Below are 15335 nucleotides of genomic sequence, written 5' to 3'. Positions count from 1 at the left end.
CTAATGAGCATCACGCCAATTCTTGGCAATGCCGACTTCAACCTCGAGCGGTACGGAAAGCTCAATTACATTTTGCATTACGTTTTTGAGGTCTGCCGCAAAGCTTTCCGCAACTGTTTCGTGAGTTTCGAAAAGAAGTTCATCATGAATCTGCAGAATCATAAATGCGGAATTTTGATACTTTTCTGCAATAAGATGTGCTGCTCGCAGCATTGCTATTTTTATAATATCAGCTGCTGTACCCTGCAATACTGCATTAATCGCGAACCGTGATGGATGGCTGAGATTTGTAATTTTATCAGGAGTTTTGCCGAAAAGTTCTGGTGTTGGACGCCGACGTCCGAGTAATGTTTTAACGTAACCGTTTTCTGATGCAAAATTTAATGTTTGCGTCATGAATTTTAAGACGCCTGGAAAAGTTTCGAAGTAAGAATTGATAAATTTTTTACCTTCACTGAATTCAATACCCAATTCGTTTGAGAGTCGAAATGCGCTCATACCATAGCTGATCCCATAATTAATTGTTTTTGCCGCTCGGCGCATGTGGTCATCAATTTCCGATTCCGATTTGTGAAACATCGCTGCAGCTGTATGTTTATGGATGTCACCCCCATTAAGAAAGAATTTTTTCATCATACTGTCGTCCGAGAGGCTAGCAAATAATCGAAGTTCAATTTGCGAATAATCTGCGCTGACTAATATATTTTCTGGACTAGCAATAAAGGCATGTCTGATTTCACGTCCTAGTTCGGTTCGGATAGGAATGTTTTGAAGGTTCGGATCGCCTGATGATAACCGTCCCGTAGCAGTTACTGTTTGATGCAGCGTTGTATGGACGCGACTTTGAGAGTCCGCAAGTTTCGGAAGTGCGTCTGTATAAGAATTCTTAAGCTTAGAGAGGCTGCGATATTGCAAGATTTCTTTAGGTAATGGATGGATAAATGCTAGTATTTCTAATGTTTCTTCGTCTGTTGAAAAATTTTTTGTTTTTGTTTTTTTCTGAGGTTTTAACCCTAAATCTTCAAATAAAATCTGTCCCAGTTGTTTCGGCGATAAAATATTAAATTCCCGTCCTGCTAAATGGTAGATTTTTTGGGTTAGAATATTCAAGTCTTCTTCGATTTGCTGAGATAGTTGATTAAGATTTTTTTGATCAATGCGTACACCTTTTGTTTCAATATCCGCTAGGAGAGGCACTAAAGGTTTTTCAATATCAATATAAATTGTTTGCCACATCCCTTGAATCACTAATTCACGTCCCATTTCTTTTTTTAGCGCCTCAAAACAAAGACCTGTTTTGTCATAGGCTCCTAAATAGGTGATACTCAAATCGGTGATTTGATAGTTACTGCGTTCAGGATTCAGAAGATAAGCGAGAATCTTAATATCATCAGCTTCTGGCAAACTGATCCCGTAATTGAAAAAAAAATGAATTAGCATTTTTAAGTCATAAGCAATAAACGATATTTTCTTTTGAGCGAAAAGTGCCTGTAATTGCTCAGTGTATGTTGGGATTTGATCTTCTGAGAGGTAAAATAAACGACTACCATTTGAAATTTCAATATAATTTTCGATTTTCTGTAACGTGATAATAGGACTTTTGTTAAGAATTGTGAAATTTTTTTTATTAATGAAAGGGGTCGCTGTTTCCTTGCTAAAAAGACTTTCTTCATGAATACCCGAATGATTTGTGATTTCCTTAATCAAGGAAAATAATTCAAGTTCTTGTAATTTTTTGATAAATTCAGGCTTGGCGAAATCTTGCATAATTAATAATTTATCACCAATTTTTGGTAATGAAACATCTAAATTTTCTTGAAGTTTAATCAATTCAAGACTCAGAAAAGCGTTTTCTCGATTAGTGCTTAGTTTTTGAGCTAATGTTGATTTGATATATTCAAGATTAGCATAAATATTTTCCAACGAACCATATTCTTGAATCAAACCAAGTGCTCCTTTTTCTCCAATCCCTTGAACACCTGGTATATTATCCGACGAATCTCCTACAATTGCTAAATAATCAGCAATTTGGTTAGGACGTACTCCTTTATATTGCTTAACACCTTCTGTATCTAGAATAATTACGCCATCGTTACTGTTTTTGTCAGGAAGCGCAATATGTACATCTTGGTTTACCAATTGAAGCAAATCTTTATCTCCTGAAAAAATTAATACTTCGTTATTGCCATATTTTTTGGCTAGCGAAGCAATAACATCATCCGCTTCGTGTCCTTCTACTATCAGTGCCGGGATTCCGGCCCGTTCCAAACATTCTTTTGCAATCGGGATTTGGTGTACAAGATCCGTAGGGGTTTCTTTTCGGGTTGCTTTGTAGTTGCTGAAAGTTTTTGTTCGTTCCAAGGATGCTCTCGGTACGTCGAATGCTGCTGCAATACTATGGCATGGATATTTTTTTATCAACGAAAACACCATCCGCAAAAAACCAAAAGTAGCACTTACCGATTGTCCGTTGCTGGTTCTGAGTGGGTTCCGGATCATCGCGAAATACGCCCGAAACAATAATCCTGATGCGTCTATTAAAATAATTTTTTTCTTCATGATTTCTCCGTAATTATTTCTCTGTTATTATTTTAATTCTTGACTCAGGGTAGTTTATTGATTAACTTAGGTTAAGGATAAATTATTTTATCCACTTATCTTTTTATCCTTTCAAGACCCGCTTATCAAGCCGGCCCTATCGTTATGTTCTTATCTTTGCAGAGAGGGGATATACCGTTTTTGGGTATCCTTCTCTTCTTTTTTATATTATAAATGATTTTATATTCTTGCGCAACAGTCTTGAAAAATAACAAGGGTTACTTTATAATATTTTGTGAGGTGTGCATGCAAGTGAAAACTGTTATTATTTCGCGGAGTGACAGCCCGTTGAATTCGTTAAAGATTTTTTTTCGCGCTCATAATCATTGGCTTGTTCTTGACGAAACTGAGCTTTCTCAATTGTCAGATATTTCTGCTGAAGAATTGTGGATTGATGGTTGTGTTGATTTATATCGTTTTGGATTAGAAAATACAGCTTATTTTTATCGTTTTTTTTCAGGATTGCACTATTTTTTGGAATCAGTGCGAAAAAAATTTAAAATAGTCCGTTTGATTCGCTACTTTGCTTACGATACCGATTTTGATATGCTAAGAAAAAATTTTTCTTTTTATCGTACTTTTGTTGATTACTTTCAAGAAGCTTATTATATTCTTCCTTTATATATTCCTGAGATTCTTGAATACACAACCCGTCCAGCTAATCTTTTTCAGCGTGTTATTTTTGAGCTTGCTTCCAAAAATACTGTCACTATTCCTTGGAAAAAAGATTCAACATTTTCTGTTATTAGTGTGGATGATATTTTTTCCAACTTGGCAGATAATGATCTTGCTCAAAATCCTATATCTATTAGTGGGTTGAGTGTCTGTTTGGGAGATGTGATTCAAAGTGCTGTTGTAATTTGGGGAGGTATGATACATTTTGAAGAAGCTTATACGATAAATGAATGTCATATGTCTCAAATGCAAGAATTTAATAATGTAAGCTACAGCCTTGAGGATATGTTAATCAGTATGCTCAAATAAAAACGAGGCTGGCTTGAGGAAAGCCGGCCTCGTACTCACATTAAGTGAGATTTGCAGATTGGGAGGGGATAAAAACGAATTTAATTATTTATCGGTCTTTGAAATAAATACCTTTACTAAAATAAAAAAAAATAATAAAAAAACCTCTCAAATTTGAGAGGTTTTTTTATTAAGGATTCTTTATATCATCTATAATATCTTGTGCTAATTCGTTTGCAACTCGACGAGCTTTGATTTTAGCAGCTTTTCTTTCTTTTGCAGCTTTTTTACGGGCTGGTGTATTATCTAACCCTAAAGAAAAGTTCAAATATAATTGATCACTATAAAATGCTAACGGAGTGCCACCAAAATATGTTTTTCTGTAATAAGAAAAATCAATGCGTCCCCATTTCCATCCCATTCCAACGCCTGCAGTAGGAAAAAGATCATACATACCAAATCGTAAATCTAGAAAATTGAGTAATTTGAATTCCACCCCAGTTCTAATTTTCATTGACCAATCAGTCATTTTATTGAGAGTATCCTCAAATTCAAAATACATACCAATTTCTTGAATAAATTTGTTTTTAAAGAAAAATTTGTATGATGTTCCGAAATCTAGAGACATAGGAATTTGTGAATCTGGTAGAAAACTTATTTTCCCGTCTAAAGGCTTCCATTTATAAGCTGTAGAAAATGCATCACGTACAGCAATAGCAGCAACCCAATTTTGAATTCGCAAAGTCATTCCAAAGTCTGAGGAGAAACTCTGACCTTGATAAATATTTGCAAGTGCATTTTGACTATAACGACCTACAAGTTCTGTAATATCAGCATCTTTTTCACTCATTTTGAAACGCTGAGAAAATCGGAAAGTTCCCCCTAATGCTAATCCAGAAACATCGTCTAATCCAGCAAATGGTATCTGATATCCGTATCCGATATTTGCTGTCATTTCTACCACTGCTGTTAGGGATGCAAGCGGTAATAACTCTTTAGGATCTAATTTTGGTACGGTTGCAGTTGATGGAATAGTATCTTTGCCTCCAACATAATCTTTGCCAGATGTTCCTACATATTGATTGATAAGATTATTAACATGCTGAACAGCTTCAGCTTCTGATTTTCCTGATCCAATGAGGCTTTCTAATAGCCCATTTGTCAGCGTGGTGACTAACGCAGTTGTATTCACTTTGTTGATATCGCCGTTACTTTGTTCTATCAAATTAAGGACTTCTTTAGATGTAGAAACGAGGGCATTTAAAGATATCCCTTGAACAAGGGGATGGTCCGAAAGTCTGAAACCGAATGAAACATCTGATGATGATGTGGTCCATACGCCCAGCCCTTTTCCAAAAAATCCCACTGATAATGGGCCGTTAATTCCTATATTAGCAACCCTGTTCATCATACTGTCATAATCCAGTTGAGCATAATCTTTAGACCCGTCTAAAACTCCTTTTGCGTCTTTAATGAGCGAAATCATACCGGGATCTATTACCATTCCAATATCTATGAATGGTATAATCGTATGTTCGTTCATTAATCCTAACATTGCTGGGTTCCGTATAGCAGAAAAGCGATATCCGTATGTCGATACACCAACTCCACCCATACCCATAGATGCTGCATCTTTCCAAATACGTTGTTCTGTAGCATAGGAAGCTGCAAAAACTCTTGCAGGCAGCACAACACTTGAAAAAATAATACTTAATAATAAGTTCTTCATTAGGAAATATCCCTCTTAACTTTCCTAAGGTAAGGAATAAAAAATTTATATCTGTAACAGAAAAAAATTCTGTTAGTATTAAATACATAAGAAACAAGATGATAAAAATCATTCTGCTTTAAGCCGCATAATAGTCCGTAACCTGGACAAAAAATATAACGTGTTTCAATCCCACATAGGATTTTTCTCCAAACCTCGATGGGCCTAGGATTAAAATCGTAAGATAATGCCTTAATTAAAAGCATGGTGTTATGTTGATATTACCATCTTTCTCAACAATATAAGGCTTTTTAAGCAAAGCATTTAATTTATTTTTATTACTATTGCATTCTGCGCAGGTATTTAAGTCTTCTATACTGCTGATAACCAAATTATTTTCTCTGCCTACGTTAAGATATGAGTCTATTCCGATAAAAATAGTTTGATCATCAGGATTTTTAGTAAAATTTATATCATGTGGAAAATGATCCCATAGATAATCCGTATAAAAATAACTGTTTTGAGGCAGCTGTTTGAACATTACATTGTCCCATGCTTGTTTTAGTAAAAGCATGCAATACCCCTAATAGAATTTAGTATACCATATTTTTCAAATAAAATCAAGTAATTTAATATTCGGAATTTCTTGGTATAAACTTTAAAATTTAAGAAATCTGCAAAAAATTGTTACGCAAAAAGTAGAAAAATCCGATAAAATAATATAAAATAAAGATATTTTTCACAAAAACGGGGTTTGGAATGATTCATTTAAAAAAAGATATGCATATCTTTTTTGTAGGTATTGGTGGTGTTGGTATGTCAGCGCTTGCATTGATACTCAAAGAAAAAGGTTATAAAATTTCCGGTTCCGACAGAGCTGGTAATTCTGCGATTCAAAAATTATCTGATTTGGGAATTAGAATTTTTATCGGACATAATGCTGATTATATCACTCCTACAATAGATTATGTTGTTTACACGAACGCGGTTGATGATTCCAATCCTGAAATTATTCAAGCAAAAAAACTCAATATTCCTCTCATTGTGCGTGCGGAAATGTTGAATTTTATTGGTTCTCACTATTACAGCATTGGTGTTTCCGGAACGCACGGCAAAACCACAACTACTTCAATGACTTCGCGCATTTTTTTGTCGGCAGGCCTTGAACCTACTTTAGCTGTCGGAGGATTTCTTCCAGAAATACAAGGATCTGGTTATTCAGGTTCTGGCAAAACTATGATTTACGAAGCTTGCGAAGCATTTGGTTCATTGAAGCATCTACGTCCTGATGTTTCATTGGTTACAAATATTGATGAAGATCATTTGGAATTTTTCCAAAATCGCAGAGAAGTTGAAGAATTATTTTTATCTTTTTTCAATGATAATCTATCTCCTCAAGGTCTGCTTATTTGGAATGCTGATGATGCTTGCTTGAAGGAAGTTGTGCGAAAAAGCAGAATTGTGTGCCAAGTTTCGACCAGTGTGTTTTCACACGAAGCTGATTTTTGGGTTGAAAATTTGTGTATGGAATCAGATTTTTCTTCTTTTAAATTTATGTATCAAAATGGTTCAGTGGGTAATTTTACTCTGAATATCCCTGGTATTCATAATGTTTCCAATGCAATTTTGGCTATTGCAGCTGCAAAAATCCATGGCATCGACAATGATGCTATTGTCAGTGCGTTAGAAAATTTCAAAAACGCTAACCGGCGTTTTGAAATCAAAAGTCAAACCGAAATACTTACTGTCATTGATGACTATGCACATCACCCCAAAGCTGTCGAATTGACCCTGGAAGCTGCCCGGAAATACGCTCAGGCTCGTGATGCCAAATTAGTGGTGGTTTTTCAGCCGCATCTTTACTCACGGACTCGTTATTTCTACAAAGAATTCTCCAAAGCACTTACTCAAGCCGATGCAGTTGTCCTTACCGACATCTATGCAGCGCGCGAAACTAACGATTTTAATATTTCCTCGCAGCTGATTTATGATGAAATCAATAAACTCAAGCCTATGGAGCACTTAATTTTCGAACAGGAGTTCGGTAATGTCTGCAATATTGTCAAAAAAATTACACGCGATGTTCCGTCAGTGGTGGTCACTCTGGGCGCTGGTGATATCTGGAAAGTTTCTGAGCAGATTATTGCGTAATGTATGGGTTTTAGTGTTGTGGCTGTCTGTTCCGCTTGCGGCTCAAGATTATACTGTCAACGGTTTTTCCTACAACAATGCTAGTCCGAATTTCAATAAAGGTCTTAGGCTGAAAGGGATAGGCGACTATTTTTTCAAGCAAAAAGCCTATGCTAAGGCGGTACCATACTACCAGCAGGCTCTGGAACTGATCCCCAATGAAGCTGATATTGCGTTTAATTTGGGGCGCATTTATCAGGAAGAAAAACTTTGGCGTTTGGCTGAGCTTTACTATAATGAAACCATAGCACTCTTTGCTAAATCCGAAAATTTCGATAAAAGTCAGCTTCATGCTTATTTGGCGCGCGTTCGGATGGCACAGGTAAAATATGCTCAGAAAGACAACAAAGCCGCGTTAATTATCATCAATGAGCTCCGTAAGGAAGAATCATTGATGCGCTCGATGTATCCCGAAGCATGGGAACTTTTAGGAAGTTCGTTTGACAAGGTATTTCCAGTGAGTGCGGTGGCTGTTAAAGAACAATAAATTATAACGAGGAAAAAATGTGTTGTATTTGATAATCATGGTAGCCATGGTGTTAGCGGTATCGATTGGGGTGGTGGTTTATCTTAGGGCGGAAGGGATTTCTTTTTGGCCGAGCGATTCTAAAGCGCGTTTTCTTACGAAGGATGAAACTATTGAATTTCTTGCTTCCAAGGCCAAGTTGACTCCTGAGGAAAAAGAAGCATTGGATTATTTGTTTCTTATCGGTGGCAGCAAGCGTTTACATGCGGCTCTCGATGGTGCCGAGGTTGGACGGAAGTGGCTGGTTTCGACTAGAAAAGCGTTGTTTCAGGACAAGTCTCTTTCTCTTGAAAAAAAAGAACAACTAGAGTACAATCTATACGAAATCCTTCGCAAAATCACGAATACACGGAATATTTTGCATCCGAAGCTTTTATTTCTTAAGGATATTAGTGTGGGGCAGGCGGTAGAAATAAAAATAGCAAACGGTCCGAAAATACAGGCTGATTTTGTCGAGGGTTCAAGTACACTTACGTTTGCATTGACAGAGGATTTTTATCGGATTCTTGAGAAAAACGCTTCTCCCAAACGAAAATTAACAATTTCATTTTGGCGTAAATTCGATGCAGGATATATTTTTCAGGCTGAAATTATCAATTATTCCCACAAAAAAGGCACATATATGCTTTGGGTGAAGCCAATTACTAAACTCAAACGAAATAAAATACGCCTTTATCCGCGACGTCCAGCTGAAATTCCAGCTCGATTCAGGCAGATCACGTTGCAGCCTGATCCTGATACTGGTGCCTTGAATGAACATTTCGGGGCAACCAACCTTGGTCTGATAAACGATATTGGGCCTAAAGGTGGTATTATTGCTGCACATGCGTTGGTACTGGTAGATACCCAGCTCGATATAGAATTTCCACTTTATGATTTGATGATTAAAGTCAAAGCTACAGTGCGCAGTGTATTTCATTACGAAAATGTTTACAGGCTGCATATAGAATTTCAAGAGCTACCTCAAAAAAGTATATTATATATTTACCGTTATATTTATTCGGATAAATAGAAAGTTGATTTTTCACTGATTTTGCCGTAAATTTATATAGATTAAAATATCGAGGTTATTATGAAAATTGTTAAGGCCGTTTTTGCGATTATTTGTTTACTTTTGTTTATTATTTTTGCTATTCAGAATATTTCGACGGTTGATTTCAATTTTTTGAAGTTCCAGATCCGGCAGATGCCTTTGTTTGCTATTATTGTTGTTGTGTTTGTTTTGGGATTTATTGTAGGTCGGATTTCTGGGTGGTTTTCGTATCTTTTTCAGGAAAAACGCGAGAAGAAAGCAAAGTAGGAGCCTGTTTTGGCAAAAAAAAGCGCTTTTGCATGTTCAGAATGCGGTTACGAAAGCCCTAAATGGCTGGGAAAATGCCCATCATGTTCGGCATGGAATGCCTTTAAGGAAGTGCACTTAAGCAAAAACATAAAATCTTCAGTTGCGGTGCGTTTGCAGAAGAGCCAGCCTCAGGCTATTCATACTATAGAAACACGCAAAAAGGAACTGTTTCAAACTGGTATTCCTGAATGGGACAGAGTTTTGGGGGGTATGATTCAGGGGCAGGCAGTTCTGCTTTCTGGCGAGCCGGGTATGGGGAAATCAACACTTTTGCTTCAGATTGCTGATATGCTTTCTCAAAAAGGGGCGGTTCTTTATGTCAATGGTGAAGAGTCGTGCGGTCAAGTAAAACTGCGTGCCGAACGCTTGGGTATCAAAACAGAGAATGTGTTTTTGTTTGGTGAAACGGATTTGGATCAAATTTTATCAGTTATCGAAGAACATCAACCTATTTTTTTAATTATCGATTCGCTTCAGACTCTCTCTTCCGAGTCTATTGAGTCGTCTCCTGGTTCCTTGCCTCAGCTACGTGAGTGCACCAATCAAGTCGTACGTTTATGCAAAAGTATGGATATTATGTCTATTTTGGTCAGCCATGTTAATAAAGATGGCCAGATCGCCGGCCCAAAAGCAATTGAGCATTTAGTTGATACGGTATTATTCATTGGAAGTGACGCACGACGTGTTTATAGAGTACTTCGTTCATTTAAAAACCGTTTTGGTTCGACAGATGAAGCAGGATTCTTCGAAATGTTAAGCAACGGTTTGATGCCGGCTGATGATTTAACTCGAGCATTTGTTTCTATCCATGAGGAACCAGTGTTTGGTTCGGCACTTTTTGCGCATTCAGAAGGTCAGCGTGTATTTCCGTTGGAGGTTCAAGCTCTTTGTCATCCCACTAATCAAAATTATCCGCGTCGTACAGCTGAAGGTATAGACAACAGCCGATTGTCGTTGCTTGCCGCTGTTGTTGAGAAGCAACTTAAAATACCTCTGAGCAAGTTTGATGTTTATGCCAATGTGACTGGTGGTTTGGATATTGAGGATAGAGCTGCAGATTTGTCGGTGGTGGCTGCGATTTGTTCATCTTTTAAAGAAAAACCGTTGAATGATAAAAAAATTTTTATCGGCGAAGTTGGGCTTACTGGAGAAATAAGACCGGTATCCGGAATTGAAAAACGGGTTAAAGAATCAATGCGTCTCGGCATTGCTGAAATTTATATTCCTTATGTTCAGACTCAAAAAATAAACTCAAAAGAATTTCCTGTCAAACCAGTCCGACATATCAGTGAACTAGTAACTATGATTTTGTGATGAGAAAGGTAGCTCGCGTTGGGACATATTTTTAATAAATCCTGGATCATGAACAGCTTGAATGATAATATTAGCAATCAAATCACTGCCGTTATCGAAAAAATCAGAATTTTTGATACGTTTTTTAACTTTTTCGAGGTGAGTAGGATCTCTTTGTAAAAATTCTATGAGTTTTACTAATTTTTTAGGTTTCCGGCAAGCCCATACTAATCCTCTCCGACGAAAAAATTTTTGTGTGTTAATTTCGGCTGTGTTAACAGCATAAGTAATGATGACAGGAAGTTCAGTTTTGAGGGCTTCTATAACGGAAGCAGGACCACCTTTTCCTATATAGATATCGCTGGCATGCATGAGCTCAGCAACGAAATCAATATAAGAAAATACAAGCAATTGTATATTCGGATTCGAATTTTGGAGTTGTAGAAGATTTTGATACAAATTATTATTGCGCCCGCATACAGCAATAATATTGAGTTTGAGGTTCGATTCCATAAGTTTTTGAATACAAGGTTCCATACTACCGATACCTTGTCCTCCATCACTCATGAATAGAGTTAAAATATTTGGGCGTAAACCATATTTCTTCTGTAAATCTTTCCTATTAAAATGTTGTTGATTAAAATCGTTTCTGAGAGCTTGAGGAACACGTAGGATTCTATTTAGTCGATGACCCAGCAGCCGTGCTTTTCGCTCGGCAATTGAGGAATTTACTAGTAAGAGATCACCGCGCCTATCCCATTGCGGAAAAGTTTCAAATGTATCCGGATTAAGTGTGATTATTTGGTATGGGAGTTTGTATTTTTTTTTTGCATCTATAGCAATAGTTTGACAAAAAAAGTGCGTCGTGAAAACAATATCAGGCTGTATAGAATTAATATATGCCATAGATGTACGCCATATCCGGTGGTGAAAAATGGGCAAGTACCGATGTGCAATAAGAAAGAGCATTTGTGATATTGAAATTTGCAAACGACAGATATAAGGATGTTTAAGCATCCAGTTCCATGCTCTGCAGATGAAAGAATCAAATTCTTCCAGTCCAGCATCGTTAAAAAAATCACTTACTGTCACTGTATATTTACCAGGGTATAGATTATCTATGCTTTCTGCAATTGCAAGTGCTGGTGTTTTGTGGCCAGATCCTGTATTAGTATAGGTAATAAAAATGTGAGGTTTTTTCATTTTCTAATCCTCAATAACTAAGTGCCAATCCTGTTGAAAAATTCAGTCCGTTTTGTGCGGAAGGATTGACTGTGAGTGCAGAAGGTGGGTTGGACAGCAAAATATTAAATTGATAGGCAATTCCTATCGTCCATACTAATGCAGAAACTAATTTGATATCTATTTTATATTCTGGAGTAATCATAACATAATGGTATTTGTACTGTTGTCCTTTGCTATCGGTGAGATTTTCCGGTGAAAATCCATACCCCGCGTGTAACATAACCCGCATTCCTGCTCCGTTGTCTGGTGCAATGCGGTATCCTAAAACGCCAGCGAAACCGTAACTGGATGGGATATGGCCTTTATAGATTGTATATCCTTCTCTGTTTTCGAACCAGCTACGTGGGAATCTATAATGGAATGAACTACCGATCATAAATCCTTTTATCACTTTTCCCATAGATAATGTGATTGCTTGTGAGAGATCAAAGTATTCTCGACTACGGAGAATAATTGATTCGTTTTGCAAACGAGATTCAAGAGGCTCGCGTGTGAAATTACCAGCTTCGTAAGAAAGATCAAGCCAATATCCTGATCTTTTATATACAGGTTCAGATGCACGCATTTTCCGATAGAGTGCTTTTTTAGCTTGATGATATTCTCTCAAAGATATTTCTTTAGGAGTTTCTAGTATTAAAAGTTCACGCTGTGATTGGTGTTGCAAGGCTTGCATTTGTTTGGAATTAAAATTTTTAATATCTTTTTCTAAATTAATATCTGTTATTTTGCTTGTGTTTTTTGCCGACTGTGTGGATGGGTGGATAAATTCTCCATATTGTCTAACCGACTCTAAACCACTGTTAGGATCATTTTTCAATGACGGATCTGATTTTCTTAGTGACGGGTGAATATAATTTTGGCTGTAAGCAGTCGCACTAACAAAGCACAAAACTATAACCGACAAATACTTCATGAGTTTCACCTCTGGAGATTTTCCTAATCTATTATATCAATAAATTAAAAAAAAGTCAATCTGTTTTTAATTTTACACATAAGACTCCCTGAAAAAATCAAGGAGCCTTTTTTGTCAAATTATGTGGGGGTTTAGAAAGAAAACCCTAAAGAAACGTTGCCTGTGAGCGCTCCTAGACCTTGCATTTTGGAAAATTCTTGAGGTAAATCAGCAATATATTTATAACTCGCTGATAATGAGAGATAAAAATATCCGAAAATCTTAATATCAAATGCAACTTCAGGAACGATGATAAAACTTGTTATTCTGTCGGTATTGCCGTCGTTTCGGAGTTCGTCGAACGCTGCAGCCCCAATTAAAGCTTGTGTTCGAAATACTACAGGGCTATTGGGATTCCAGCGTACGCCAATGATTCCACCGCCGTAAAATAATGAATTTTCATTGCCTCTAGAATCTAATAGATTGAAAGACGTCGAATAAATCCCACCACCGATCAGGAAGTGTTTCCCTAAATTAAATCCGAAACTTGGACCGCCGATCGTAATAAATTTGTCGTTCAACACACCAAATTGCTGCTGATAGTTGATCCAGACGCCAAAATGAAATTCGTCAGGATCAAGTACTTCTGCTGGTGTGTGCGAAACATTTTGAGACACTTCCCGGCCGTACGGTTCCTCAACCGCTTCGTATTCTTGGGAAAAAGCCGGTGCGGTGGATAAAGATAAGAACACAAGACCGTACATCCATTGTTTTATTAAATTCATAATACTCCTCCTATCTCAAAGAGATATTCTAAAGATACTCATGCTTTGAAGGAGAGGCAAATTTTAATGCTTTTTTTGATGGGTATTAATATATTGCTTGACATATATTAGAAAATATCCTATAATATTGGAATATAAATTGTCTAAATAGGAGGACAAAATTCTTATGGCAAGCATCATTTACAACGATACCGAACTGATGCGCAATCTGCTGGAAGCTGGCGTACACTTCGGTCATCAGACGAAACGATGGAATCCCAAAATGAAGCCATATATTTTTACGAAGCGGAACGGGATATACATTATAGACTTGCGTTACACGACGGAAAAGCTGAAGGAAGCTTATGCCGCAATGAAAGAAATCGCTGAAAAAGGCGGGCAGGTGTTGTTTGTAGGCACAAAAAAACAAGCACAACAAGCGATCAAAGATGAAGGTACGCGTTGTGGAATGTTCCACGTAAGTAAGCGTTGGTTGGGCGGTACGCTTACAAATTTTCCTACGATTAAAAAAAGTGTTGACAAGATGAAGCGTTTTGAAAATAAACTGGAAAAGCAAGGCGATAGCATGATTAAGCGTGAACGAGCTGCGTTACAAAAAGAAGTAGATCGTATGCATGCGTTTTATGATGGTATCCGTGATATGAAAAAACTGCCTCAAGCTATCTGGGTAGTTGATGTCAAACGCGAAATTAATGCTGTTCTTGAAGCACGTAAATTGGGTATTAAAGTGTTTGGAATTGCAGATACTAATATTGATCCGGATTTGCTTGATTATCTGGTTCCAGGCAACGATGATGCGATTCGTTCAGTAGCTTTATTAACGGGTATTATGGCGGATGCAGTCATTGAAGGGGCTGGTTTCCACGCTAAAACTGAAGGAATTTCTCCGGAAGAAGAAATTGTTGAAGAATCTGTAGAGCAAGCAATTTTCAACCCGACAACTCTTGATGATTCCGTTGACGAATTGGCAGAGTCTTACGAAAAAACAACCGAATAGGAGAAAATAATGGCTTCTGTAAGCATGGAAGATATTAAAAAGTTAAAAGAAATGACAGGCGCAGGCTTGATGGACGCAAAACGTACACTGGAAGAAACAAATGGCGATATTGATAAAGCAGTTAAGATTCTGCGTCAAAAGGGATTAGCAAAAGCAGGCAAACGTGCTGAGAACGAAACTCATGAAGGCACAATTGCTGTATGCCAAGAAGGTAATAAAGTATTAATACTTAGAGTTAACTGTGAAACCGATTTTGTTGCTAAAACAGAAGTATTTCAGGAGTTTGCTGGGCATGCTGCGAAAATGATTTTAGAAGCTGGGTTAACATGTGGTGCAGATTTGCCTACTGCTCTCGATGAGGAAAGAAAAAGTGCGATTGCAAAACTTGGGGAAAATATTATTCTTTCGGAGTGGAAATTTATTGAAGGTTCTGGAACAGTTTATTCTTATGTCCATATGAACAAAATTGGCGTAGCTGTTGATTTTGCAGGTAACCCGTCCGAAGAAACAATGAAAAATGTGGCTATGCAGATTGCTTCGATGAATCCCATTGGGCTTAAAAAAGAAGATATTCCTGCAGATATTGTGGCCCGCGAACAGGAAATATATCAAGAGAAAGCACGCCAATCCGGCAAGCCTGAAGCAGTACTTCCGAGAATCGTTGAAGGAATGATGAATAAATTTTATCAAGAAAATATTCTTTTAGAACAGCCTTTTGTATTTGATGAAAGCAAAAAAGTTTCGGATCTGCTTGGTTCTGTAACAATAAATGCTTTTATTCGAGTTTCTCTCTGAA

General features: G+C 37.2%; 14 protein-coding genes. 8 read left to right on the top strand and 6 right to left on the bottom strand.

The genetic code is table 11. The features are described from left to right. The gene (gene polA, locus BM018_RS01300; protein ID WP_092317514.1) at nucleotides 1-2559 is read right to left on the bottom strand and encodes a DNA polymerase I; all 2559 of its coding nucleotides are present in this window, start codon (nucleotides 2557-2559) and stop codon (nucleotides 1-3) included. A 285-nt stretch (nucleotides 2560-2844) separates the two neighbouring features. Between polA and BM018_RS01295 the strand changes: the two genes are divergently transcribed. Next, a complete protein-coding gene (locus BM018_RS01295; RefSeq protein ID WP_092317511.1) occupies nucleotides 2845-3582 on the top strand; it encodes a hypothetical protein in 738 nt (245 codons plus the stop codon). A gap of 169 nt (nucleotides 3583-3751) precedes the next feature. On the opposite strand, the gene BM018_RS01290 is transcribed toward BM018_RS01295, so the two are convergent. Both BM018_RS01290 and BM018_RS01285 read right to left on the bottom strand, forming a co-directional pair. After that, on the bottom strand, nucleotides 3752-5290 hold the full coding sequence (locus tag BM018_RS01290) for a hypothetical protein (RefSeq protein ID WP_092317508.1): 1539 nt from the start codon (nucleotides 5288-5290) through the stop codon (nucleotides 3752-3754). A 235-nt stretch (nucleotides 5291-5525) separates the two neighbouring features. Continuing rightward, nucleotides 5526-5843: a hypothetical protein gene (locus tag BM018_RS01285; protein WP_092317505.1), complete on the bottom strand. Its 318-nt coding sequence runs from the start codon at nucleotides 5841-5843 to the stop codon at nucleotides 5526-5528. A 185-nt stretch (nucleotides 5844-6028) separates the two neighbouring features. Here BM018_RS01285 and murC point away from each other — a divergent pair, with 185 nt between their 5' ends. Genes murC through radA form a run of 5 tightly spaced genes read left to right on the top strand, consistent with a single transcriptional unit; the run spans nucleotide 6029 to nucleotide 10641 of the window. Further along, nucleotides 6029-7420, top strand: a complete 1392-nt coding sequence (gene murC, locus BM018_RS01280) for a UDP-N-acetylmuramate--L-alanine ligase (protein ID WP_092317502.1) — start codon at nucleotides 6029-6031, stop codon at nucleotides 7418-7420. Beyond that, nucleotides 7413-7946, top strand: a complete 534-nt coding sequence (locus BM018_RS01275) for a tetratricopeptide repeat protein (RefSeq protein WP_092317499.1) — start codon at nucleotides 7413-7415, stop codon at nucleotides 7944-7946. The genes murC and BM018_RS01275 overlap by 8 nt, the downstream gene beginning before the upstream one ends. A 19-nt stretch (nucleotides 7947-7965) precedes the next feature. Further along, nucleotides 7966-8997, top strand: a complete 1032-nt coding sequence (locus BM018_RS01270; protein ID WP_092317496.1) for a PilZ domain-containing protein — start codon at nucleotides 7966-7968, stop codon at nucleotides 8995-8997. 60 nt (nucleotides 8998-9057) lie between these two features. Next, complete coding sequence (locus tag BM018_RS01265; RefSeq protein ID WP_092317493.1) at nucleotides 9058-9285, top strand: lipopolysaccharide assembly protein LapA domain-containing protein; 228 nt, start codon at nucleotides 9058-9060, stop codon at nucleotides 9283-9285. Nucleotides 9286-9294: 9 nt separating this feature from the next. Further along, nucleotides 9295-10641, top strand: coding sequence for a DNA repair protein RadA (gene radA / locus BM018_RS01260; protein ID WP_092317490.1), 1347 nt, complete (start codon nucleotides 9295-9297; stop codon nucleotides 10639-10641). Here the strand turns inward: radA and BM018_RS01255 are convergent. From BM018_RS01255 to BM018_RS01245, 3 genes are all read right to left on the bottom strand, one after another. Continuing rightward, complete coding sequence (locus BM018_RS01255) at nucleotides 10621-11823, bottom strand: glycosyltransferase (protein ID WP_092317487.1); 1203 nt, start codon at nucleotides 11821-11823, stop codon at nucleotides 10621-10623. The two genes, radA and BM018_RS01255, sit on opposite strands and share 21 nt — an antisense overlap. Before the next feature lie 10 nt (nucleotides 11824-11833). After that, entirely contained in the window at nucleotides 11834-12778 is a 945-nt protein-coding gene (locus BM018_RS01250) for a hypothetical protein (protein ID WP_092317485.1), read from the bottom strand. A 131-nt stretch (nucleotides 12779-12909) separates the two neighbouring features. Beyond that, entirely contained in the window at nucleotides 12910-13542 is a 633-nt protein-coding gene (locus BM018_RS01245) for a hypothetical protein (protein WP_092317482.1), read from the bottom strand. A gap of 199 nt (nucleotides 13543-13741) precedes the next feature. Here BM018_RS01245 and rpsB point away from each other — a divergent pair, with 199 nt between their 5' ends. Further along, a complete protein-coding gene (gene rpsB / locus BM018_RS01240; protein WP_092318194.1) occupies nucleotides 13742-14539 on the top strand; it encodes a 30S ribosomal protein S2 in 798 nt (265 codons plus the stop codon). A 9-nt stretch (nucleotides 14540-14548) separates the two neighbouring features. Beyond that, entirely contained in the window at nucleotides 14549-15334 is a 786-nt protein-coding gene (tsf, locus tag BM018_RS01235; protein WP_092317479.1) for a translation elongation factor Ts, read from the top strand. The last annotated feature ends 1 nt before the right edge of the window (nucleotide 15335 follow it).

This window comes from Brevinema andersonii (assembly GCF_900112165.1).
In the GTDB taxonomy this organism is placed as follows: domain Bacteria; phylum Spirochaetota; class Brevinematia; order Brevinematales; family Brevinemataceae; genus Brevinema; species Brevinema andersonii.
Note: the sequence above shows the minus strand (reverse complement) of the source record. Positions and strands in the feature narration are given on the sequence as shown.